Source organism: Exiguobacterium sp. E17S (assembly GCF_057772545.1).
The window spans coordinates 350913-373744 of record NZ_JBYLRU010000001.1; the positions used below are offsets into that span (position 1 = coordinate 350913).

At 49.5% G+C, this 22832-nt stretch carries 20 protein-coding genes and 1 pseudogene; all 21 read left to right on the plus strand.

What is annotated here, in order from left to right; translation table 11 throughout:
• Window positions 1-91: 91 nt before the first annotated feature.
• The 21 genes and pseudogenes from resA to AC3B4V_RS01925 all read left to right on the plus strand — a co-directional run bounded on the left by resA (window position 92) and on the right by AC3B4V_RS01925 (window position 22786).
• Window positions 92-682, plus strand: coding sequence for a thiol-disulfide oxidoreductase ResA (resA, locus tag AC3B4V_RS01825; protein ID WP_023467689.1), 591 nt, complete (start codon window positions 92-94; stop codon window positions 680-682).
• A 22-nt stretch (window positions 683-704) separates the two neighbouring features.
• Entirely contained in the window at window positions 705-2252 is a 1548-nt protein-coding gene (gene resB / locus AC3B4V_RS01830; protein ID WP_149427015.1) for a cytochrome c biogenesis protein ResB, read from the plus strand.
• Complete coding sequence (gene ccsB / locus AC3B4V_RS01835) at window positions 2249-3415, plus strand: c-type cytochrome biogenesis protein CcsB (RefSeq protein ID WP_023467691.1); 1167 nt, start codon at window positions 2249-2251, stop codon at window positions 3413-3415. The genes resB and ccsB overlap by 4 nt, the downstream gene beginning before the upstream one ends.
• Before the next feature lie 170 nt (window positions 3416-3585).
• Window positions 3586-4302: a response regulator transcription factor gene (locus AC3B4V_RS01840; RefSeq protein WP_023467692.1), complete on the plus strand. Its 717-nt coding sequence runs from the start codon at window positions 3586-3588 to the stop codon at window positions 4300-4302.
• A gap of 2 nt (window positions 4303-4304) precedes the next feature.
• Window positions 4305-6032: an ATP-binding protein gene (locus tag AC3B4V_RS01845; RefSeq protein ID WP_023467693.1), complete on the plus strand. Its 1728-nt coding sequence runs from the start codon at window positions 4305-4307 to the stop codon at window positions 6030-6032.
• A 33-nt stretch (window positions 6033-6065) separates the two neighbouring features.
• Window positions 6066-6617, plus strand: coding sequence for a cob(I)yrinic acid a,c-diamide adenosyltransferase (locus AC3B4V_RS01850; protein ID WP_029341191.1), 552 nt, complete (start codon window positions 6066-6068; stop codon window positions 6615-6617).
• Window positions 6614-7867, plus strand: coding sequence for an EF-P 5-aminopentanol modification-associated protein YfmF (gene yfmF / locus AC3B4V_RS01855; protein WP_488377600.1), 1254 nt, complete (start codon window positions 6614-6616; stop codon window positions 7865-7867). Before AC3B4V_RS01850 ends, yfmF begins: the two co-directional genes overlap by 4 nt.
• Window positions 7867-9134, plus strand: a pseudogene (gene yfmH, locus AC3B4V_RS01860) (EF-P 5-aminopentanol modification-associated protein YfmH). The gene yfmF and the pseudogene yfmH overlap by 1 nt, the downstream one beginning before the upstream one ends.
• Window positions 9134-9838: an elongation factor P 5-aminopentanone reductase gene (gene ymfI / locus AC3B4V_RS01865; protein ID WP_215084644.1), complete on the plus strand. Its 705-nt coding sequence runs from the start codon at window positions 9134-9136 to the stop codon at window positions 9836-9838. Before yfmH ends, ymfI begins: the two are co-directional and overlap by 1 nt.
• Window positions 9839-9932: 94 nt before the next feature.
• Window positions 9933-10715 (plus strand): DUF3388 domain-containing protein, encoded by a 783-nt coding sequence (locus AC3B4V_RS01870; protein ID WP_023467698.1) that lies wholly within the window; start codon window positions 9933-9935, stop codon window positions 10713-10715.
• 2 nt (window positions 10716-10717) lie between these two features.
• Window positions 10718-11641, plus strand: coding sequence for a helix-turn-helix domain-containing protein (locus AC3B4V_RS01875; protein ID WP_488377601.1), 924 nt, complete (start codon window positions 10718-10720; stop codon window positions 11639-11641).
• A gap of 63 nt (window positions 11642-11704) precedes the next feature.
• A complete protein-coding gene (gene pgsA / locus AC3B4V_RS01880) occupies window positions 11705-12283 on the plus strand; it encodes a CDP-diacylglycerol--glycerol-3-phosphate 3-phosphatidyltransferase (RefSeq protein ID WP_023467700.1) in 579 nt (192 codons plus the stop codon).
• Between the two features lie 71 nt (window positions 12284-12354).
• Window positions 12355-13587 (plus strand): competence/damage-inducible protein A, encoded by a 1233-nt coding sequence (locus AC3B4V_RS01885; RefSeq protein WP_488377602.1) that lies wholly within the window; start codon window positions 12355-12357, stop codon window positions 13585-13587.
• Between the two features lie 111 nt (window positions 13588-13698).
• A complete protein-coding gene (gene recA / locus AC3B4V_RS01890; RefSeq protein ID WP_195865458.1) occupies window positions 13699-14742 on the plus strand; it encodes a recombinase RecA in 1044 nt (347 codons plus the stop codon).
• A gap of 193 nt (window positions 14743-14935) precedes the next feature.
• Entirely contained in the window at window positions 14936-16498 is a 1563-nt protein-coding gene (gene rny, locus AC3B4V_RS01895) for a ribonuclease Y (RefSeq protein WP_023467703.1), read from the plus strand.
• Between the two features lie 49 nt (window positions 16499-16547).
• Window positions 16548-17342: a TIGR00282 family metallophosphoesterase gene (locus AC3B4V_RS01900; protein WP_023467704.1), complete on the plus strand. Its 795-nt coding sequence runs from the start codon at window positions 16548-16550 to the stop codon at window positions 17340-17342.
• 29 nt (window positions 17343-17371) lie between these two features.
• Complete coding sequence (locus tag AC3B4V_RS01905; protein WP_023467705.1) at window positions 17372-17632, plus strand: stage V sporulation protein S; 261 nt, start codon at window positions 17372-17374, stop codon at window positions 17630-17632.
• Window positions 17633-17821: 189 nt separating this feature from the next.
• Complete coding sequence (locus AC3B4V_RS01910; RefSeq protein ID WP_035398188.1) at window positions 17822-19570, plus strand: 2-oxoacid:acceptor oxidoreductase subunit alpha; 1749 nt, start codon at window positions 17822-17824, stop codon at window positions 19568-19570.
• Window positions 19557-20423, plus strand: coding sequence for a 2-oxoacid:ferredoxin oxidoreductase subunit beta (locus AC3B4V_RS01915; RefSeq protein WP_294747444.1), 867 nt, complete (start codon window positions 19557-19559; stop codon window positions 20421-20423). Before AC3B4V_RS01910 ends, AC3B4V_RS01915 begins: the two co-directional genes overlap by 14 nt.
• A gap of 99 nt (window positions 20424-20522) precedes the next feature.
• Window positions 20523-21611: an L-threonine 3-dehydrogenase gene (tdh, locus tag AC3B4V_RS01920; protein WP_195865457.1), complete on the plus strand. Its 1089-nt coding sequence runs from the start codon at window positions 20523-20525 to the stop codon at window positions 21609-21611.
• The gene (locus AC3B4V_RS01925) at window positions 21611-22786 is read left to right on the plus strand and encodes a glycine C-acetyltransferase (protein ID WP_023467709.1); all 1176 of its coding nucleotides are present in this window, start codon (window positions 21611-21613) and stop codon (window positions 22784-22786) included. Before tdh ends, AC3B4V_RS01925 begins: the two co-directional genes overlap by 1 nt.
• Window positions 22787-22832: the final 46 nt, after the last annotated feature.

A 22832-nucleotide genomic window follows, 5' to 3' on the forward strand; every position in this document is an offset into this window, starting at 1 on the left:
TTTCTTTTTTTGTGACAAAACGATTAACGAATTTCACATTTTGTCAACGGTAAAGCGATTTCAAGTACAATATGGGTGGAGGCGGTAAAATATGAAAAAAACGAAACAAAATCCGGAAGAACGCTTAGCAGCGGCCCAGCAAAAAAAGAAGAAACGCTCCTTCTGGCGTCTGATGATCATGACGATTGTCTTGTTCGCCGGAGCAGTCGTCATCATGCAATTCGTCGATCAAGCGACACGTGATAAAAACGGTCGTGTCATGGCAGGCGATGATGCCCCTGGTTTCGCACTCGTCGATCTATATGGTGAGAAACAGCACTCGATGGACGAATACAAAGGAAAAGGACTTTTACTCAATTTCTGGGGAACATTCTGTGAACCATGTAAGAAAGAGATGCCATTGATCAATGACAACTATCAGATGATGCAAGATCAAGGCGTCAATTTCGTAGCGGTCAATGTCGGTGAAACACCAGTTCGTGTCTCAAGCTTCATCAAGGATATTGGCGGAACGGACTATCCGATTCTCATGGATACGAACAGTTCGGTCGAGAAGGCTTACGGGATCTACAACTTACCTGTGACGTTCATCATCAATAAAAAAGGTGAAGTCGTCGAGAAGTATGAAGGTGAGATTGATCAAGCGAAGCTCGAAGAGATGGTGAAGAAGGCGAACGAGTAACGCATCGAAGGGGGATTTAAGGATGCAGGAGCAAGAAGATTTCAAACAACTGGACATGCGTTACGAGGAAGCGGAGCTTCGATCGAAACGTAAGAATCCATCTTGGATCGACCGGGCATGGACGTTCTTCTCGTCCGTCAAGGTCGGGTTATGGTTGATTGCTTTGATCATCATCGCGAGCGGGGTCGGAACGATCTTCCCGCAAGAGATGTATATTCCACAGGCAACACCACCAGAAGAGTTTTACCAAAAGGAATACGGCACGGCAGGTGACATCTACTATACGTTAGGATTCCATAATCTATTTGAATCATGGTGGTATATCGGATTGATCACGCTTTTATTACTCTCGATCATCATCGTGTCGATTGACCGATTCTTCCCGCTCTACCGAGCACTGAAGAAACAACCGGTCATCCAGTCGGACCGTTTCATGAACGGTCAGCGATTTGGCGCGGAAGCGACTGGCGATGTTAAAAAAATCGATGCGATCGCACCGTTGCTTGAGAAAAAAGGCTATAAAGTTCGTCGACAAGACGGGGCACTCTTAGCGGAAAAGCAACGTTTCGGACGATGGGGTCCATACATCAATCATATCGGACTCGTCTTATTCTTCGGTGGTGCGATGCTTCGAGTCGTACCAGGGATGCACGAAGATGAATTGCTTTGGCTCCGCGAAGGAGAGACGTTGCCGATCGAGGCGACGGACAATCAGTACTACTTGAAAAATGAAGCGTTCAACATCGAGTTCTATGATCCTGAGAAGGTCGATGAGAAGTTCAAGAAATCACTTGAAGCAGCAGGCGGAAATGTACCGAAGAACTATGATACGAAGATGACGCTGTACAAGAAAGTCGGCGAAACGTCCGATTTCAAACCGGATCTTGAAGAAATCAAGTCAGGTGAGACGGCAGTCAACCGCCCATTCGAATTCGATGATTATCAAGTCTTCCAGGAACAGTACGCGGCAGATCCGGAATTCAAGACGATGTCGTTTAATATCGTCAACCAGAAGACGGACAAAGTCGTCGATACAATCAAAGTCGACTTGCGTGATCCGAAAGAAACATATGCTTTAAAAGATGGATATGAAGTCGAACTGAAGGACTTCCTTCCGGACTTCGTCGTTAAAGATGGTCAGCCAACGACGAACTCGGGACGTCCAGTCAATCCAGCCTTCGTCTTTAGTATCAAGTCACCGGAACATCCGAAAGGTGAACGGAGTTTGATTGGGATCAAATTGAACGTCGGTGGAGATGAGAACCAGTACAAAATGGCATTCGCGGGTACGGAACTCTCGAACATCTCGGGTGTCCGGATTAAAAAGGATCTGACGCTACCGTTCCTGTTTGCAGGTGGTATCATCTTCATGGCAGGTCTATTGATCGGAATGTACTGGCCACACCGTCGTCTCTGGCTCAAAGAGAAGAACGGTCGGATCCAGATTGCTGGATTTACGAACAAAAATGCATTGGGGCTTCAAAAAGAAGCTAATCTCGCGTTGACGGAAGTCGGTCTACCAGAACTTGAGGATCGACAAAAGTTGCGGGAAGAGGGGGAAGCTAAATGAATTTGCTTCAGTTGAGCAGTAACCTGCTCCTTACATCATTCATCGTCTACCTCGTCAGTACAGGATTCTTCGCTGTAGCGACGAGTGGTAAAAAAGGACCGACGCGTTCTGGTAAAATCGCCTTTACGCTCGCGATCATCGGGTTCCTCGCGCAGCTCGGATATTTCTTCACGCGCTGGGCTGGAGCTGGGCACGTTCCAGTTTCGAACTTATATGAATACACGACATTCTTCGGCATGATGATGGTACTTGGTTTCTTGATCGTTTATGCCATCTACAAAAACAACGTCCTTGGCTTGATTGCGATGCCAGTTGCATTGCTCGTCATCGCCTATGCGTCGATGTTCCCGGATGAAGTCCAACCGTTGATCCCAGCACTACAAAGTGTTTGGCTCAAAATCCACGTCACGACGGCAGCGCTCGGCGAAGGGATTCTTGCCGTCAGCTTCGCGACGGGATTACTGTATCTGATTCACGCGACGGATTTCAGTAAGGAATCGAAAACACGGACGTGGCTCGAAGTCGTCATGTTCTCACTCGCATGTGTTGTCGGTTACATCTTAGTTGGGCTGTTGTTCAAAGCAACAGGTTCTGCATCGACGATCGAATACGTGGCGAAAAACGGTGCAACGATGACGCATGACTACGCGATGCCAGTCTTGACCGGTCCTGAAGGCGGAAAAGTCTTATCGGGTTCAGGTGCCGTCATCGAATTACCGAACTTCTTGAACGCGAACAAAGTCAATACGGTCTTATGGTCGATCATTGGTGGCGTCGTCTTATACGTCTTGCTTCGCTTCGTCATTCTTCGCAAGCGTCTTGCTGAGAGCTTGAAGCCGATTGCGCGTAAGATTGATCTTGAGACAGCAGATGAGATCAGCTATCGTTCTGTTGCGATTGGTCTTCCAATCTTCATCCTGGGCGGTCTGATCTTCGCGATGATCTGGGCGCAAATGGCATGGAGCCGATACTGGGGCTGGGATCCGAAAGAGGTATGGGCACTCATTACGATGCTCTTCTACGTCTTTTATCTCCATATGCGCATCCAGCGTGGGTGGATTGGTAAAAAATCAGCTTGGTTATGTGTCGGCGGATTTGCCGTCATCATGTTCAACCTTGTCTTCGTTAACCTTGTCGTAGCAGGATTACACTCGTACGCATAAGAAAAAGCAAGCAGCGGACCTGGAAACGGTCCGCTGCTTTTTCGTGTGCGTCTGACCGAAGTGTGCCTTTTCGGAGAAATCAGCCAGAGCAAGCCATTCTTTTCGTTTCATAGTATACTAAAAGAGTAGTAGGATAGAGGAGTAGAGTTTAGTTCATAGGAGGAGACAGCATGTCAGAAGAAGCACGTATTTTAGTCGTCGACGATGAAGAACGGATTCGTCGCCTGTTGAAGATGTATCTGGAGCGGGAAAATTTCACGATCGAGGAAGCAGACAATGGAGAGACGGCGCTTGAAATGGCGCTTGAGACAGAATACGATGTCATTCTCCTCGACTTGATGATGCCGAAGATGGACGGGATGCAAGTCTGTGAAGAACTGCGGAAAACGAAAGCGACGCCGATCGTCATGTTGACGGCAAAAGGCGAAGAGACGAACCGCGTCCATGGGTTTGAGATGGGGGCAGATGATTATATCGTCAAACCATTCAGTCCACGCGAAGTCGTCTTGCGTGTCAAAGCGATCCTTCGCCGGGCAAGTGCGACGAAATTCCTCCACACGGATGCGAAAACAAAAGATGTCATCGTCTTCCCACACTTGACGATCGACAATGATGCGCACCGCGTGACGGTCGAGTCGCAAGAAGTCAATTTAACACCAAAAGAATACGAACTCCTGTATTTCTTAGCAAAACAAACGGATAAGGTATTCTCGCGAGAACAATTACTCAAGGAAGTCTGGAACTATGAATTTTTCGGAGATCTGCGGACAGTCGATACACACGTCAAACGTCTGCGTGAAAAGCTGAATCGTTTGTCTCCGAACGCCGCTCAAATGATCACGACGGTCTGGGGTGTCGGATACAAGTTCGAGAATAGTCCGACCTGACGATGAAATGGTTGCAAAGCGTTGTCATCAAACTATGGGGAACGATTCTGTTACTCGTTTCGGTCGTCTTGATCGCCTTGACGATCTTGTTACTTGAATTTTTCAACTCGTTCCATATCGAACAGGAACGGGGGCACCTAGCAAAGCTCGGTCAACAAGTCGAGACCGTCTTTCAGGCGCACTCCGGCATCGAGGAAGGGTCGAGTACTGCTGTTGAAATCACGGATATCTACGGGGCGACACTGATCGCAAAGACGCAGGATGATTCCGTCGAAGCGAATATCTCACAAGCGAAGGCGAACCGGATCATCAAGGAACTCGAACGTCAGAACTGGAAAGCAATTGATGGTGAAGAAGGCGAGACAGCGATCGGCAACTATGAGACCTTCGATGGAAAAGCAGCACTCGCGTATCGGGCACCGCTCATTACGGATAGTGGCAACGGAACGATCTACTTGATCGAGCAATTGACGAACATCGAACAGGCGAATGAGGGTGCACGTCAAATCATTCAACTCTGTGTCCTGTTAGCGATCATCGGAACGACCGTCTTTGCCTTCTTCCTCTCGACACGAATCACGGCGCCACTGCGAACGATTCGCCAAGCTGTCGTTGAGGCCGGTGAAGGAAAGTTTGATCAGAGCCTGACGCAACGTTCACGGGATGAGATCGGTGACTTAGCGCTTGCGTTCAATGAAATGAGTAGTCAACTCAATCAATACGTCACCGATCTCGACAAGGAGCGGCATTTACTCTCCTCGATTCTGCGCTGTATGGCAGACGGTGTGCTGACATTCTCAAAATCAGGTGAGCTCCTCGCAACGAATCCACCGGCTGAAGCCTTTTTGGCGGGTTCTCCCGTACCGGATGAACTAATTGAGTTATTCCAGACGGTCATGCGTGAAGAGACGGAGATGACGGTCTCCTTTGAACGAGAGGGACGCTTCTACATCATCATCGTCAGTCCGTTACTCGAACAAGAAGAACAGATCGGAGCGGTCGCCGTCTTGCGTGATATGACGGAAGCGCAGCAACTCGAGAAGATGCGTGCTGATTTCGTTGCGAACGTCAGTCATGAACTGCGGACACCACTCGTCATGTTGCAAGGGTACTCAGAAGCGATTGTCGACGGCATGACCGAAAGTGATGAGGCGACGAAGGAGTTCGCTTCGATCATTTACGACGAGTCCCAGCGACTGTCGAGACTTGTTAACGATCTTCTTGATCTTGCGCGAATGGAAGCGGGATATCAGGAGTTACGGATTGAATCCGTCGAAGCAATCCCTTTTGCGAAGCGGGTGATCAAGAAGTTCAAACAGATGGGACGCGATAAACAGGTCACGTTCTCGGTTTCTGGTCCGAACATCGCGTTTGAAGCAGACCCTGATCAGATGGAGCAAGTCTTGACGAACCTCCTCGGTAACGCCCTGCGTTATACGGAGAACGGTGAAATCAAGATTAAGATTGACGAAGATAGGGAAAACATTACATTATCCGTCATTGATTCGGGTGATGGAATTCCAGAAGAAGATCTACCGTTCGTCTTTGACCGTTTTTATAAAGCGGATAAAGCGCGGACACGTGGCAAGACGGGTACAGGAATCGGTCTTGCGATCGTGGCGAATGTCGTCCGAGCTCATGGTGGTGAAGTCGAAGTCGACAGCCGCTTGGGAGAGGGAGCGACCTTCCGGATCCGATTACCGAAAAAACAAGGGAAGCGAACATTATGAGTCGCTTCCTTTCGCTATAGGAGTGAATGAAAAATGAAAATTTACACGAAGTCTGGTGACGAAGGAGAAACATCTCTCGTTGGTGGGAGAGTCAAAAAAAATGATCGTTTGATCAGCTTGATGGGAGAACTCGACGAATTGAACAGTTTCGTCGGACTTGCCCGGACGAAAGCATCATCAATCGAGGTGCGGGAACAACTGACAGTGATTCAGCACGCCTTGTTCGATTGTGGTAGTGACTTAATGTATGTCGAACCGCGTCCGTCACGCTTGAGTCAAGAAGCGACGGTTGATTTAGAAAGTTGGATCGACACGTTAACGGAGTTATCGCCGCCGCTCGATAAGTTCATCTTGCCCGGTGGAACGGAAGCAGCTGCAACATTACACGTGGCACGGACAGTCTGTCGTCGTGTTGAACGTTCGATGATCGATGTCCCTCAAGCGGCTCATTTGTTACCATTCATCAACCGACTTAGTGACTTCTTCTTTACAGCAGCTCGTTACGAGAATGCCGTCAAACAAAAAGCAGATATTGAATATGTCCGCAGTGCGCATGTATTCAAACGAAAGGATGGAGAGCAATGAGTCAGTCATTTAGTACATGGAAAAAGGAAGGAACGAGCTACCATCTCGTTCCGACCGATAAATTCAAGACGACGACGATTCTCGTCACATTTTCAGCACCGTTAGAAGCGAAGACGCTGACAAGCCGTGCAATCCTACCATACATCATGGAAAAATCGACAGCCGCTTATCCGTCGATGAAAGCATTACGTGAACCACTTGAAACATTATATGATGCGGGACTTTATGCGGACGCGTCGAAGTTCGGAGAAGAGCACGTCATCTCGTTCCAACTCGATGTTGTCCGGGGAGAACTCGTTCATCATCCGTCGTTGTTAAAAGAAGCACTCGAATTGCTCGAGCAAATGGTGCTTTATCCAGATTTGACGGAAGGTGGCTTCCGCGAACAGTTCGTCAAACAAGAAAAACGACTTCATGCCTTACGGATCAGTTCACTATATGACGATAAAATGCGCTACGCACAGCAACGTCTTCTCGAATTGATGGCACCAGGTGAAGCCGTCGCGTTGCCATCCCTTGGAACACTCGAAGAACTCGAACAGATCACCCCGTCATCCTTGCGTGATACATACCGTTCGATGATTGAAGACGACCGGATTGATGTCTTCGTCGTCGGACATGTAACGAAGGAGGAGATGGAAGACGCTCTATCATTCTTGCCATCGCATTCTGATAAAATCAGTCATTACATTCCGGCCCAAAAAGCAGTCAATGGCGTGAAACGGTCGAGTGAAACGCAACCGATCAAGCAAGGTAAATTGCATCTTGGTTACCGGGTAGCGGTCGATCCGACATCTGCTGACTCGATTCGGATGCAAATCGTCAATGGTCTGTTCGGTGGCTTCCCGCATTCAAAACTGTTCATGAATGTCCGTGAAAAAGAGAGTCTCGCCTATTATGCGGCCTCACGGTATGCGGCATTGAACAGTGCACTCTATGTCTACGCTGGGGTCGACACGAAAGAAGCGGAACGTGCCGAGAAGATCATCTTGGAGCAACTCGTTGATTTGAAAGCAGGACAGTTCACGGATGAAGAATTGACACAGACGAAGGCGATGTTGATCAATGCGCGCCGTCAAATACTTGATCAGCCAGGTCAATTGATTGGTTGGTTGAATGGTTCGAAGATGCGTGGACTGACACTGGAGGATGAGATTCATATCATTGAAACGGCGACACGTGAAGACGTCGTTCGATTAGCAGCGGCAATCGATCTTGATGCCGTATATCTATTGCGAGGTGAAGCATGATGGAACAACTAACCTATCACGATACAGACGAAACGGTATATCACGAGCAACTCGATAACGGGCTCTCCGTCTATTTGTTGCAAAAAAAGGGTACGAAAAGACGTACGCGACGTTTACGACACGTTATGGTTCGATTGATCAACGCTTTAAAAAAGGGGAGGAATGGATCACGGTACCGGACGGCATCGCCCATTTCCTCGAGCATAAGATGTTCGAATCCGAAAAAGGGGACGTCTTCCAAGAGTTCGGTCGTCTCGGTGCCTCAGCGAACGCCTTTACCTCGTTCTCGCGGACAGCGTATTTGTTCTCAGCGACGTCGCTGATTGAACAAAACCTCGAGACGTTGATCGATTTCGTACAAGATCCCTACTTCACGCCGGAGAGTGTTGAAAAAGAGAAGGGGATCATCACGCAAGAAATCCAGATGTACCAAGATAATCCGGGATGGCGTCTGTTCTTCGGTCTGATCGAATCGATGTATGCATCGCATCCAGTCCGGATCGATATCGCGGGAACACCGGAATCGATCAATCAAATCACAGCCGATGATTTGTACACGTGCTACCGTACGTTCTATCATCCATCGAACATGGTGTTGTTCGTCGTCGGAAACATCGACCCGGAAGAGACACTGGCATTGATCAAGGCGAACCAGGCGAAGAAGGACTATACGGATCGCCCGGCAATCGAACGAGATTACGGTCAAGAGCCGCATGGCGTACATCGTCCACGCTTTGAACTCGAGCTCGACGTTAAGACACCTAAGGTATTGATCGGTTACAAGGACGAATCGCTTCGCGGTGAGGCACAAGTCCGCCGTGAGTTAACGAGTGAACTGCTGTTACATCTCTTGTTCGACCAGACATCATCGACGTATTTGGAACTGTATGAAGACGGTCTGATTGACGATACGTTCAGCTTTGATTACTCGAGTGAGGAAGAGTTCGCCTTTGCGACGTTTGGAATGGAGACAGAAGATCCAGACAAATTCATCCAAGCGTATGAGACGCTCCTGCAAACACGTCCTGACTTTACGGAAGACGAAGTCACACGCAAGCGGAACATGATGCAAGGGAAGTTCCTCCGTGCCTTGAATTCACCGGAATTCATCGCGAATCAGTTCTCGCGTCACGCACTTGCCGGTACGAACCTGTTCACGCTTCCGACATTGATTGCTTCGATTACGAAAGAAGAGATTGAAGCCCGCTTCGACGAGTTGTTCGCCATTGAAAACCGGGCGATCTCAATCGTCAAACCGTACGCGTGATGCGAATCCTCATCACCGGTGCGAGTGGCGCCATTGGTCTTGCGGCAGCAAAACAACTCGCTGCCGCCGGACATGAATTGGTGCTTCAGACGTATCGACAGCAAGCGGTTTTAGAACGGATGATAGAGGAGTGGCAAGGCGAGCACCACATCCTGACTGCGAACTTAGCAGACGAGGAGGACTTGCAGGCATTCTGTGCGGCATTACCTGTCGTCGATGCCTTCGTCCATTGTGCCGGAACGAGTTATAGCGGTCTGTTGCTCGATCAATCAGCAACATCAATGCACGAACTTTGGAAAATCCATGTCGAGGCGTTGATGCGCATCAGCCAAACCGTGACACGGACGAAACCGTTCACGTCGAAGCTTGCGATCGTCGTCATCAGTAGTGTATTAGGGGAACAAGGTGTCGCGGGTGAGGTCGTCTATTCGACGTGCAAGGCGGCACAGCTCGGATTCGTCAAGGCATACAGCAAGGAACTTGGACCGATGCACGGACGCATCAACGCGATCACGCCGGGGTGGATCGATACGCCGATGAACGCGATTTTCTCGGAAGATGAAAAGGAACAAGCGATCGCTGAAATCCCAGCCGGTCGATTCGGGAAAGTAGAAGAAGTGGCTTCTGCCATCCGTTATTTAGTGCAACCTGAATCAAGTTATGTGTCCGGAGCCATCCTTAAAATAGATGGCGCGTGGATGTAGGTGATGGAATTTCAGTTCAGGAATGCTTTTCATTTTTCAAAAAATCATTTAACATGAGGAATGGATAATCGTATTGATAGAGGAGGATGGGCGCGTGAGTGAGTTCGAGCAATGGTATCTCGAATATGAATTAAAGGTCAACCGTCCCGGTATACTCGGGGACATTGCTTCGTTGATGGGAATGTTACATATTTCGATCGTGACGATCAATGGTGTCGATCATCAACGACGCGGTATGTTGCTCCAAACGAAACAACCGGATCAAATTCCACGACTCGCCGCTATTCTCAAGACGATGTCAACCATAGAGGTCATCAAACTACGAAAACCAAAACTACGTGACCGAATCGCGATTCGTCACGGGCGCTATATCGATCAAAGCAGTGATGAACGAAAGACGTTCCGTTTCGTCCGGGAAGACTTAGGGATTCTCGTCGATTTCATGGCAGAGCTATGTAAACAGGATGGGCACTTGTTGATTGGTGTCCGCGGCATGCCACGCGTCGGTAAGACGGAATCGATTGTCGCAGCGAGTGTCAGTGCGAATAAGAAATGGCTGTTCCTATCGTCGACGTTGATTAAACAGACGGTTCGAACATCGTTGTTCGATGATGAGCGGACGGGTGATTACGTCTACATCATCGATGCGTTAGTGTCACAACGTAATTTCGATGAGCGACACTGGCAAATCCTGCGTGAAGTCATGCGTCTACCGGCGACGAAGATCGTCGAACATCCGGATGCGTTCGTCAAATCCAGTGAGTATACGTGGGATGATTTTGATTACATCATTGAATTACGCAACACGACTGAAGAAATCATTGTGACTGAACTGCCTCGTTCCCATGGGGGAAATGATTGGTTCAACTTTGAATAAGTATGAAAAATGGAAGGTGTGTTACCGATGACGAGCTCGGAACCTACTTAAAAGAACAACGGGAGGCACTTGGTGTCTCTCTCGAACAAATTCAAACGACGACGAAGATTCAAAAGCGTTACATCGTCGCGATCGAAGAAGGAAATTATGATCAATTGCCGGGTGCTTTTTACGCCCGGGCCTTCATCAAGACATATGCGGAAGCACTCGGTCTTGACGTCGATGAAGTATTTACGACCTATAAACGTGATCTTCCGGAACCGGAAGCACAACCGGTCGTCGAACTGTCACGACGCGCGACGTATTCGAAATCAAGTGCTCCGAAGAAGAGCGTTGCGAAGCGTTGGATTCCGAACATCATCATCATCGTTCTAATCTTTGCAATCGGTGCTGCCTTGTATTATGGTCTGCAGACGTTCCTTGACGGTAACGAAGAGGCGAAGACGTCCGCACCGAAGCAAAATGATGTCACGATCGATCAAGGGGACGCGCCAAGTAAAGAGACGGATGCGCCTGCGAAGACGGAAGAAGAGCCGAAGGAAGAACCGGCGAAGCAGAAAGAAACAAAAGAAGAACCTAAAAAAGAGGCACTTGCTGCGAAGTCGACATCTGGTCAAGATGTCACGTATGAAGTCGCAACGAAAGATACGATGAGTGTCTCGATTCAAATCAAGAAAGATGCCTCTCCGTCGCCATTCGTTGGTGTACGTGATACATCACTTGAAGGAGAAGCACTCGCGCCAGACCACATCAACGCATCGGATCCGAATCCGATCGTCGTGAAGGACGCGAAGACGGACTTGATCCGCATCCGGATCGGTTCGATTAAAGGGATTGATAAAATCGTCGTCAATGACCAAGAACTGAAACTGAACCGTTCGCTTCTCGTCCAAAACATCTATCTAAAGAAAGTAGCCACGCCGTAATTCGGCGTGCCTTCTTTTAGATGGCATGTCATTTACATACGAAATGAAGGAGGAGGGCGTTACATGAACTTACCGAATCAATTGACAGTATTACGCGTTTTATTAATTCCCGTGTTCGTCATCGTACTTGCGATTGATCCGAACTGGGGACAGTGGGATGTACTGGGAGCCGAGCTTCCTGTCTCACACTTCGTTGCAGCTATCATCTTCCTTGTTGCTTCACTGACGGACTGGCTCGATGGTTATATCGCTCGCAAACAAAAATTAGTGACGAACTTTGGAAAATTCATGGATCCACTTGCCGACAAGATGTTAGTTGCAGCTGCTCTCGTCTACTTGGTGGAACTTGGATTCGTCGCAGCATGGATCGTCGTCATCATTCTCTGTCGAGAGTTCGCAGTCACGGGTCTTCGTCTCGTCGCATCTGACGAAGGGATCGTCCTTGCTGCCGGAAACTCTGGCAAAGCCAAGACATGGGTTCAGCTGACATCGATCACGGCATATTTGTTGCACGATATCATCTTTGCGATGTGGAACATTCCGTTCGCAGATATTACGATGTGGCTTGCTTTGATCTTGACGATCTATTCAGGCGTCGAATATTTCTCGAAAAACATTAAGTTAATTACGAAATCCATGTAAGATGGATCAATTTAGACTGTTCGTCATACCGAACAGTCTTTTCTTATACTTCAAGAAGGTGAGGAATCAACATGAAAGCAGAAATCATCGCAGTCGGAAGCGAACTTCTCCTTGGGGAAATCGCGAACACGAATGCACAGTACCTTTCCGAATGGTTAGCGAGTGCCGGAATTGACGTTCATTATCATACAGTCGTCGGTGACAATCGCGAACGGATGCAAGAAACATTCCGCCAGGCACAACAGCGGGCGGATCTCCTTGTCATCACAGGAGGTCTTGGACCAACGGAAGACGATTTGACGAAAGAGGTGCTCGCTGATCTCCTCGGACGTGATCTCGTCCTTGATCAAGCGGCGTACGAGCGAATAGAAGGGTTTTTAAAGACACGTCAACGGGAGATGACGATCAACGAACGAAAACAAGCTCTCGTCATCGATGGTGCGACGGTTTTACGTAACGATGCCGGGCTTGCACCGGGTATGTCGGTCCAGACGGAGCATCACCAATATATCGTCTTACCCGGTGTGCCGCGCGAGATGAAGCAAATCCTCAAGGATCACTTTAGCCATCTATTCGGTCAAGAAACGATTCGTTCTCGGACGTTACGATTCTTCGGAATCGGGGAATCGGCTTTAAACGACCGTCTAGAAACGTTGATCAAGGAAGCGACCAATCCATCGGTTGCACCGTATGCGGAGCTTGCTGAAGTCCGGTTGCGCCTGACGGCTAAAGCACTCGATCAACAGGAAGCTGATCGTATGCTCGATGAACTCGAACAACACGTCCTTGCTGAAGTCGGCATGTACTTTTATGGATATGGGGAGACGAGTCTGCCGGAAGTCGTCCTAAAACGGTATCACGAAGCAGGATTGACACTTTCGCTCGCCGAATCACTGACGGGAGGAGCCGTCGCGAGTGGTCTCGTTGATGTCAGCGGTGCGAGTCAAGTGTTGCGCGGGAGCGCCGTCGTTTATGATGATGCAGCGAAACAAGCCGTGTTATCGGTACCAGAGGATTTATTACAAGAGCATACTGCTGTCAGTAAAGAGGTCGCGATCGCGATGGCTGAAGGGGCACGGGAACTGTATCAATCCGATATCGCCGTCGCCTTGACGGGGGAAGCAGGTCCGACGAGCAACAGCGGAAAAGCGGTCGGAACGGTCTATTGTGCTGTTGCGGACGCACATGGAACACGGATCGTCGAATGGCAATATCCATCGTTCGACAGAGGTATGATTCGACTGCGCGCCGTCAAGGATACCTATTTCCTTCTACTGAAACATCTCGAAAAAGCACCAGAGTGAGAAAAATGATCAAAGTGTAAGTATGCGAATAAATGTTCGTAAAATGCTTGTCATTCGGTCTCAAAAGAAGTACAATAATCTCAGTAAGATAATTAAAAGGAGGCCTGCTACGTGAGTGATCGTAAAGCAGCACTTGAGATGGCGTTACGCCAGATAGAGAAACAGTTCGGTAAAGGTTCTATCATGAAACTCGGAGAAAATGCGGATCAGAAGGTATCAGTAATCTCTTCTGGATCGATTACATTAGATATTGCCCTAGGTGCAGGTGGATACCCACGTGGACGGGTCATCGAAGTATACGGACCTGAATCGTCAGGTAAAACAACGGTTGCGCTTCATGCAATCGCAGAAGTTCAAAAACAAGGCGGACAAGCAGCATTCATCGATGCGGAGCACGCGCTTGATCCAGCATATGCAAACAAACTTGGTGTCAACATCGATGAACTCCTCTTGTCACAACCGGATACTGGGGAACAGGCACTTGAAATCGCGGAAGCACTCGTTCGTTCTGGTGCGGTCGATATTCTTGTCGTCGACTCTGTTGCGGCACTCGTACCAAAAGCAGAGATCGAGGGTGAGATGGGTGACTCACACGTTGGTCTTCAAGCACGTTTGATGAGCCAAGCGCTTCGTAAGTTGTCTGGTGCAACGAATAAATCGAAGACGATCGTCATCTTCATCAACCAAATCCGTGAAAAAATCGGTGTCATGTTCGGTAACCCGGAAACAACTCCAGGTGGTCGCGCACTCAAATTCTACTCGTCTGTTCGTTTAGAAGTGCGTCGTGCGGAAGCGTTGAAAAACGGTACGGACGTCGTCGGTAACAAAACGAAGATTAAGGTCGTCAAAAACAAGATCGCACCTCCGTTCAAACAAGCAGAAGTTGATATCATGTACGGTCAAGGGATTTCGAAGGTCGGTGAGTTGATCGACATCGGAACAGACCTCGATATCGTTCAAAAGAGTGGTGCATGGTACTCGTACAACTCAGAACGTCTCGGTCAAGGACGTGAGAACGCGAAGCAATACATGGTCGAGCATCCGGAAGTCGCAGCAGAGGTCGAACGTTTGATTCGTGAACACCACGGTCTCGTCGATCGCGAAGAGCCGGTTGATTTCGAAGCAGAACAACCAGAAGATCTATTTGCTGAATAAACCGTTTCAGAGAGGATTCGCATGCGAATCCTCTCTTTTTTAGTGTAAAAGAGGAAAACAGTGGAATTCTTTCCCGTCCGTTCGTTGACAATGAACGAGTGCTATCCTTACAATATAGATGTACGTTTTTTAGACAGCTTCGATGAAATACCGAAATGAACTAAGAAACACCTTGCAAAGGGGAGGTGAACCCATGAGTACACTGACTTGGATTGTCATACTTCTCCTCACTTTGCTGATCGCATTCATCGTAGGCTACTTCTTGCGGAAATCGATTGCAGAAGCGAAAATTCAAGGCGCAGAAACGGAAGCGAACAAAATCGTCGAACGTGCGCGTGAATCAGCTGAGGCAACGAAAAAAGAAGCAGTACTCGAAGCGAAAGATGAAGCATTCAAACTTCGTAACGAAGTGGAAAAAGAATTGCGTGAACGTCGCCAAGAGCTAGCGAAACAAGAAGCCCGGTTGCTCCAGAAAGAAGAGACACTCGATCGCCGTGTTGACGCTATCGACCGTAAGGAAGATCAAATCAATACACGTGATGCAGAGATCGCGAAACGGAAGCATCAAGCTGAAGAACTAGAGCGCAAAGTAGAGGACCTGTATGAACAGGGACGTCAAGAGCTTGTCCGCGTCGCGAATTTATCGCAAGACGAGGCAAGAACGATCATCATGGATGAGACGAAACAGGCTGCTTTACATGACGCAGCCATTCTTCAAAAAGAAATCGAACAAAAAGCAAAAGAAGAAGCCGACAAGAAAGCACGTAACATCTTGTCACTTGCGATTCAACGGTTCGCCGCTGAACATATCGCAGAGACGACTGTATCGGTCGTCAACTTACCGAACGATGAGATGAAAGGTCGGATCATCGGACGGGAAGGCCGCAACATCCGTACGCTCGAGACCTTGACTGGGATCGACTTGATTATCGATGATACGCCGGAAGCCGTCATTTTGTCTGGTTTTGACCCAATTCGTCGCGAAGTCGCTAAAATGGCGCTCGAGAAATTGGTTCAGGATGGTCGGATTCACCCGGCCCGTATTGAAGAGATGGTCGACAAATCCCGTCGTGAAGTCGACGAGCGGATTCGAGAAATCGGGGAAGAAGCGACGTATGATGTCGGGATCCACGGCATTCATCCGGACCTTGTCAAAATTCTCGGTCGCTTGAAGTACCGTACGAGTTACGGACAGAACGTCCTGTATCACTCACTTGAGGTTGCCCACCTTGCAGGTATGATGGCAGCTGAACTTGGAGAAGATGTCACGCTTGCGAAGCGTGCGGGTCTTCTGCATGATATCGGGAAAGCGATCGACCACGAAGTCGAAGGCAGTCACGTTGAGATTGGTGTCGAGCTCGGTACGAAGTACAAAGAGCATCCAACCGTCATCAACGCGATCGCATCCCACCACGGGGATACGGAAGCGACATCTGTCATTTCCGTCTTGGTTGCAGCTGCGGATGCATTATCTGCTGCTCGTCCAGGTGCACGTCAAGAGACACTCGAAAGTTATATCCGCCGTCTCGAACGCCTCGAGGAAATCTCGGAATCGTTCGACGGTGTCGAAAAATCATTTGCGATCCAAGCGGGTCGTGAAGTCCGTATCATCGTTCGACCTGATGTCGTCGATGATGTACTGGCTCACAAGATGGCGAGTGACATCCGGAAAAAAATCGAAGAAGAACTCGATTATCCGGGACACATCAAGGTCACGGTCATTCGGGAAACACGAGCAGTCGAATACGCGAAATAAGTGGAGTGGCGGGCGACCGCCACTTTTTTTAATGAACGGAGGAACAGCAATGAAGATTTTATTCATCGGAGACGTCGTCGGTGCACCCGGTCGACATATCCTACAACAATTCACAGCACGCTTGAAAGCGAAGTACAATCCGAACGTCATGCTCGTCAATGGCGAAAACGCAGCACACGGACGCGGCATCACGAAGTCGATCTATCATCAATTCCTTGAACTCGGATTCCACGGGATCACGATGGGGAACCACACGTTTGATAACCGCGACATCTTTGACTGGATCGACGACGCGGACAGAATCGTCCGTCCGGCGAACTATCCGGAAGGTACGCCAGGTCGTGGGATGATGATCGTCAAAGCAGGTAATAAAAAGATTGCCGTCATCAACGTCCAGGGAACGGTCTTCTTACCACCTCTCGGTGACCCGTTTCGTACCGTCGATGCACTGATTGCGGAAGTCGAAGGAAAAGTCGATGCGATCTTCGTTGATGTCCATGCGGAAGCAACGAGTGAGAAAATTGCGATGGGCTATCACCTCGACGGTCGAGTACAAGCTGTCGTCGGCACACATACGCACGTTCAGACAGCAGATGAGCGTGTCCTTGACGGAGGAACGGCTTACATCACGGATGTTGGGATGACAGGTCCGCTGAACGGCGTGCTCGGAATGCGCCAGGAAGATGTCCTCCGAAAATTCAAGACACAGCTCCCAACACGGTTTGAAGTTGCCGAAGGACGGGAACAACTTAATGGAGTCTTGATTCATATCGATGACACAACCAAAAAAGCAACGAAGATTGAACGGATTCATCTGACGGATCAGTCAGTATTCTTCGACTGATTGCCATTTCTGGATGGGGAGGTACACGCATGGACGTCCTGAAAGTATCAGCTAAGTCGAATCCAAACGCGGTAGCAGGTGCACTCGCGGGTGTCATTCGAGAGAGAGGTTCCGTCGAGATTCAGGCCATTGGTGCGGGAGCGCTCAATCAGTCTGTCAAAGCCGTCGCCATCGCACGCGGATTCGTGGCGCCTTCTGGCATCGACTTGATTTGTATCCCAGCCTTCACAGACATTTTGATTGATGGGGAAGAGAGAACCGCCATCAAACTCATCATCGAACCACGATGACGAATTGGACATAGGTCCTATTTGCAAGTAGACCATTTACTCGACTGGAGTAGATGGTCTTTTTGCTGCGTCCGTGAAATTTTCTCACCTTTCCACCGAGGGAGCATTGTACTACTTCCGGTAAATCGGTATCATGAGGGAGGATAGAGAGAACTATCATTTCAGGGGACAGAGAAGGAGCGAACGTCGATGTATAATCAGTTATCATGGAAAGTTGGCGGTCAGCAGGGAGAAGGGATCGAATCAACAGGCGAAATCTTTGCGATTGCCTTGAATCGACTCGGCTATTACCTGTATGGTTACCGTCACTTTTCGTCACGTATCAAGGGAGGACATACGAACAATAAGATTCGTGTCGCGACACAGGAAGTCCGGACGATTTCCGATGATCTCGATATTTTAGTCGCATTCGATCAAGAGACGATCGATGTTAACTTCCATGAATTGCGTCAAGGTGCCATCATCATCGCGGATGCGAAATTCAATCCGACGAATCCGGACGAAGCACGCGCTTCCTTGTATGCGATTCCATTTACGGAGATCGCAGCTGATCTCGGTACGGCCTTGATGAAGAACATGGTCGCGATCGGTGCATCGAGCGCGATTCTCGGCATTGCACCGGAGCGTTTCCAAGCCGTCGTCGAACAGATTTTCGGTCGAAAAGGTCCAGACATGGTCGAGAAAAACTTAGCAGCGATTCGTGAAGGCGCAGCAGCGTTCGAAGCACTCGCAGGAGAGGGCGAACGGTTCGTCTTGGAACCGGCGGACGGAAAACAACGGATGTTCATGATCGGAAACGATGCGATCGCGCTTGGTGCGATTGCCGGTGGAGCGCGTCTGATGGCAGCTTACCCGATCACACCATCATCTGAGATCATGGAATACTTAATCAAGAAACTGCCGCAGTTCGGCGGAACGGTCGTCCAGACGGAAGACGAGCTGGCAGCAGTCACGATGGCAATCGGGGCGAACTATGCAGGTGTCCGTGCTTTGACGGCATCTGCTGGTCCAGGATTGTCATTGATGGCGGAAGCGATCGGGTTATCCGGGATGACGGAAACACCGCTCGTCATCGTCGACACACAACGGGGTGGTCCGTCAACCGGTCTACCGACGAAACAGGAACAGTCTGACTTGATGGCGATGATTTACAGCACGCATGGTGAGATTCCAAAGGTCGTTCTGGCACCGTCAACGGTCGAAGAAGCGTTCTACGATGCAGCAGAAGCATTCAATATCGCAGAGGAATACCAGTGTCCTGTCATTCTGTTGACGGATTTGATGCTGTCGCTTGGAAAACAATCGGTCGAGCCACCGGATATGTCACGCGTTGAAATCCGTCGCGGAAAGTTGATCCAGGAAGACTTACCGGAACTTGAAGGAAAAGCGTACTTCAAACGCTACGAAGTGACGGAAGATGGAATCAGCCCACGTGTCATTCCAGGCGTCAAGCACGGAATTCATCACGTAACGGGTGTTGAGCACAATGAGGAAGGACGTCCGTCGGAAGCGACGAAGAACCGAGTCGATCAAATGACGAAGCGACTTCGGAAGCTGAACACGTTCCGCTTACAGGATGCCGTTCTCGTAACGGAGCATCATGCAGAACCGGATATCTTATTCGTCGGCTTCAACTCAACACGTGGAACGATCGAAGAGATCATGCCCCGACTCGAAGCACAAGGAATTAAGGTTGATCACTTGCATATCCGTCAAGTCCATCCGTTCCCAAGTGAGCTCGTCACGCCGCACTTAGAGCGAGCAAAACGAGTCATCGTCGTCGAGTACAACGCAACGGGACAACTGGCGAAGCTGATCCAGATGAACTGTGGACATGCATCGAAGATCGAGCATATCCTGAAATTCAATGGCGACCCGTTCTACCCAGCAGAGGTCGTCGAGCAGGTCGTAGGAGGGGTATATCATGGCAACCTTTAAAGATTTTAGAAACGATGTCAAACCAAACTGGTGTCCAGGGTGTGGAGACTTCTCGATTCAAGCAGCGATTCAGCGTGCTGTTGCGAACGTCGGTCTCGAACCAGAAGAGTTGGCATTGATTTCCGGGATCGGCTGTTCTGGTCGGATTTCCGGTTATATCAATACGTATGGCTTCCACGGTGTTCATGGACGGTCCCTTCCGATCGCCCAAGGTGTCAAGATGGCGAACCGCGAATTGACGGTCATCGCGTCTGGTGGCGACGGTGATGGATTTGCAATCGGCATGGGACATACGATTCATGCATTCAAGCGCAATGTCGACATGACGTACATCGTCATGGACAATCAGATTTACGGCTTGACGAAAGGACAGACGTCACCTACTTCTGCACCTGGATTCAAGACAAAATCGACGCCAAAAGGGTCAATCGAAAAGAGTGTTTCACCGGTTGAACTCGCCTTGACGGCTGGTGCGACGTTCGTTGCCCAAAGCTTCTCGAACGATTTGAAAGGCTTGACACAATTGATCGAGCAAGCGACGGCACATAAAGGATTTGCCTTTATCAACGTCTTCAGTCCATGTGTTACGTTCAACAAGGTCAATACGTACGATTGGTTCAAACAGAACTTGACGAAGCTGTCCGATATCGAAGGGTATGATCCGTCGAACTTGGATCTTGCGAAACAAACCGTTCATGCTCACGACGGACTCGTCATGGGATTGATCTATCAGGATGAAACACGTCCTGATTACCAGTCGCAAATCGATGGCTATCAAGAATCAGGTCTCGCATATGCGGATCTTGAGTTAAACGAAGAAACATTCAGTAAACTGGCAGCAGAATTCATGTAAGATAGAGGAAAGATGTGTTTGGTTTTTTGGGGATGCTAAACATTTGGAAGTTCGCCACATATAAAAAAACGGGAACTTCCGCGAAGGAGTCGGGGAAAGATGACGAAATTAGTAACGACGGTAGAAGAGACGACAACGACGAAAACGATGCGCGCACTCGTCAAAGAAGAGCGTGGGTTTGGTGCAACACTGAAAGAAGTACCGGTACCCGTACCGAGTCGTGGGGAAGTCTTGATTCGAGTCGAGGCAACATCGATCTGTGGGACGGACGTGCATATCTATGAGTGGGACGCGTGGGCAGCTTCGCGTGTCAATCCACCTTATGTCTTCGGTCACGAGTTCTCAGGCGAAGTCGTCGAGCTCGGAGAAGGCACGAAACGCTTGAAGCTCGGTGATCGTGTCTCGGCGGAGACGCATATCGTTTGTCATCAATGTAAACAATGTCTTCGTGGACAATATCATATCTGTAAGAACACGAAGATCATCGGTGTCGATACACAAGGGTGTTTTGCGGAATACGTCGTCATGCCGGAAGAAAACCTTTGGGTCAACCCGGAAGATATGCCAGCAGGGATCGCTTCGATCCAAGAGCCGATGGGCAATGCCGTCCATACGGTACTCGCGAGCGATGTCAGTGCAAAAACGGTCGCAATCGTCGGTTGTGGTCCGATTGGTCTGATGGCGGTCTCCGTCGCTAAAGCAGCTGGTGCGGCGGAAGTCGTTGCGATCGACGTCAATCCATATCGTCTTGAACTCGCGCGGACGATGGGGGCGGATGTCGTCATCGATTCACGTCATGACGATGTCTTGGAGCGGATCGAGCGCATGACGGACGGAGATGGAATTGATGTCGTCTGTGAGATGAGTGGTCATCCGGTTGCGATTCGTCAAGCCTTCGAGATGGTGACAGCAGGTGGAGACGTCAACATCCTCAGTCTACCGGTCAAACCGGTTGAAATCGATTTGACGAACCACGTCGTCTTCAAAGGTGTCCGGGTCCAAGGGATCACCGGTCGGAAAATGTATGAGACATGGAGCCAGGTTTCTGCTTTCTTATCGAGCGGAAAAGTCGATGTCCGACCGTTAATCACACACACGTTGCCGCTCGAGCGGTTCGAAGAAGGATTTGAATTGATGCGTCAAGGGAAATGCGGGAAAGTCGTATTACAACCAAGGGGGACGAATTAATGGGATTTGAACACTTACGGACAGAACTAGAAGAGATGAAACAGGCGGGCACGTTCCGCAACCTCGTAGCACTTGAGAGCGCGCAACATAACCGCGTGACGATCGATGGTAAGGAACTCATTCAACTGTCGTCGAACAACTACCTTGGACTCGCTGCACATCCGCGTCTCGCTGAACAAGCAGCGGAAGCAGCGCGCACGTTCGGTGCTGGAACAGGATCCGTTCGGACGATTGCCGGAACACTCGAGATGCACCAAGCATTCGAACGGGAACTTGCGACATTCAAACATACGGAAGCAGCACTTGTCTTCCAGTCTGGATTCGCAACGAATTTAGGTGTCTTATCGGCACTGCTCGGTCCGGAAGACGTCGTCATCTCGGATGAGTTGAACCACGCTTCGATCATCGATGGGATTCGTCTGACGAAAGCGAAACGCCGGATCTATAAACACGTCGACTTGGCGGATCTTGAAGCAGCCTTACAAGAAACACAAGACGCGCGGACGCGCCTTATCGTCACGGACGGTGTCTTCTCGATGGACGGAAACATCGCACCACTTCCAGAAATCGTTGAATTAGCCGAGCGTTATGACGCACTCGTCATGGTCGATGATGCCCATGCGTCAGGTGTGCTTGGGAAAGCGGGACGCGGTACGGTCAATCACTTCGGTCTTGACGGACGTGTTGCCCTGCAGGTCGGTACGCTCTCAAAAGCCATCGGTGTCCTCGGTGGATACGTCGCATGTGAACAGCACGTCAAGGATTATCTGATCCATAAAGGACGTCCGTTCTTGTTCTCGACATCACATCCACCAGCAGTCGTCGAAGCGAACCGGGAAGCGCTCCGTGTCATGGAGGAAGAGACGGAACTCTTCGATCGTCTATGGGAAAACACGGAATTCTTTAAACAAGGACTCCGTGATCTTGGATTCGACATCGGTACATCGACGACGCCGATCACACCGGTCATCGTCGGGGATGAAGCACGTTGCCACGAGTTATCGGACCGCTTACGTCAAGAAGGTGTCTTCGCTCAAGGCATCGCCTTCCCGACGGTCGCAAAAGGAAAAGCACGTGTCCGGACGATCGTGACGGCGGAACATACGCGTGAAGATTTAACGACGGCACTTGCAGCTTTCGAAAAAGTCGGTCGTGAATTAAACTTGATCGGTTGATATCGATCACGGACGAAATGCGTCCGCATACTTTCAGGCAGCGGAT

Coding starts and splice junctions, on each gene's coding strand:
- resA (WP_023467689.1), top strand. CDS start 92: ATGAAAAAAACGAAACAAAATCCGGAAGAACGCTTAGCAGCGGCCCAG.
- resB (WP_149427015.1), top strand. CDS start 705: ATGCAGGAGCAAGAAGATTTCAAACAACTGGACATGCGTTACGAGGAA.
- ccsB (WP_023467691.1), top strand. CDS start 2,249: ATGAATTTGCTTCAGTTGAGCAGTAACCTGCTCCTTACATCATTCATC.
- AC3B4V_RS01840 (WP_023467692.1), top strand. CDS start 3,586: ATGTCAGAAGAAGCACGTATTTTAGTCGTCGACGATGAAGAACGGATT.
- AC3B4V_RS01845 (WP_023467693.1), top strand. CDS start 4,305: ATGAAATGGTTGCAAAGCGTTGTCATCAAACTATGGGGAACGATTCTG.
- AC3B4V_RS01850 (WP_029341191.1), top strand. CDS start 6,066: ATGAAAATTTACACGAAGTCTGGTGACGAAGGAGAAACATCTCTCGTT.
- yfmF (WP_488377600.1), top strand. CDS start 6,614: ATGAGTCAGTCATTTAGTACATGGAAAAAGGAAGGAACGAGCTACCAT.
- ymfI (WP_215084644.1), top strand. CDS start 9,134: ATGCGAATCCTCATCACCGGTGCGAGTGGCGCCATTGGTCTTGCGGCA.
- AC3B4V_RS01875 (WP_488377601.1), top strand. CDS start 10,718: ATGAAAAATGGAAGGTGTGTTACCGATGACGAGCTCGGAACCTACTTA.
- pgsA (WP_023467700.1), top strand. CDS start 11,705: ATGAACTTACCGAATCAATTGACAGTATTACGCGTTTTATTAATTCCC.
- AC3B4V_RS01885 (WP_488377602.1), top strand. CDS start 12,355: ATGAAAGCAGAAATCATCGCAGTCGGAAGCGAACTTCTCCTTGGGGAA.
- rny (WP_023467703.1), top strand. CDS start 14,936: ATGAGTACACTGACTTGGATTGTCATACTTCTCCTCACTTTGCTGATC.
- AC3B4V_RS01900 (WP_023467704.1), top strand. CDS start 16,548: ATGAAGATTTTATTCATCGGAGACGTCGTCGGTGCACCCGGTCGACAT.
- AC3B4V_RS01905 (WP_023467705.1), top strand. CDS start 17,372: ATGGACGTCCTGAAAGTATCAGCTAAGTCGAATCCAAACGCGGTAGCA.
- AC3B4V_RS01910 (WP_035398188.1), top strand. CDS start 17,822: ATGTATAATCAGTTATCATGGAAAGTTGGCGGTCAGCAGGGAGAAGGG.
- AC3B4V_RS01915 (WP_294747444.1), top strand. CDS start 19,557: ATGGCAACCTTTAAAGATTTTAGAAACGATGTCAAACCAAACTGGTGT.
- tdh (WP_195865457.1), top strand. CDS start 20,523: ATGACGAAATTAGTAACGACGGTAGAAGAGACGACAACGACGAAAACG.
- AC3B4V_RS01925 (WP_023467709.1), top strand. CDS start 21,611: ATGGGATTTGAACACTTACGGACAGAACTAGAAGAGATGAAACAGGCG.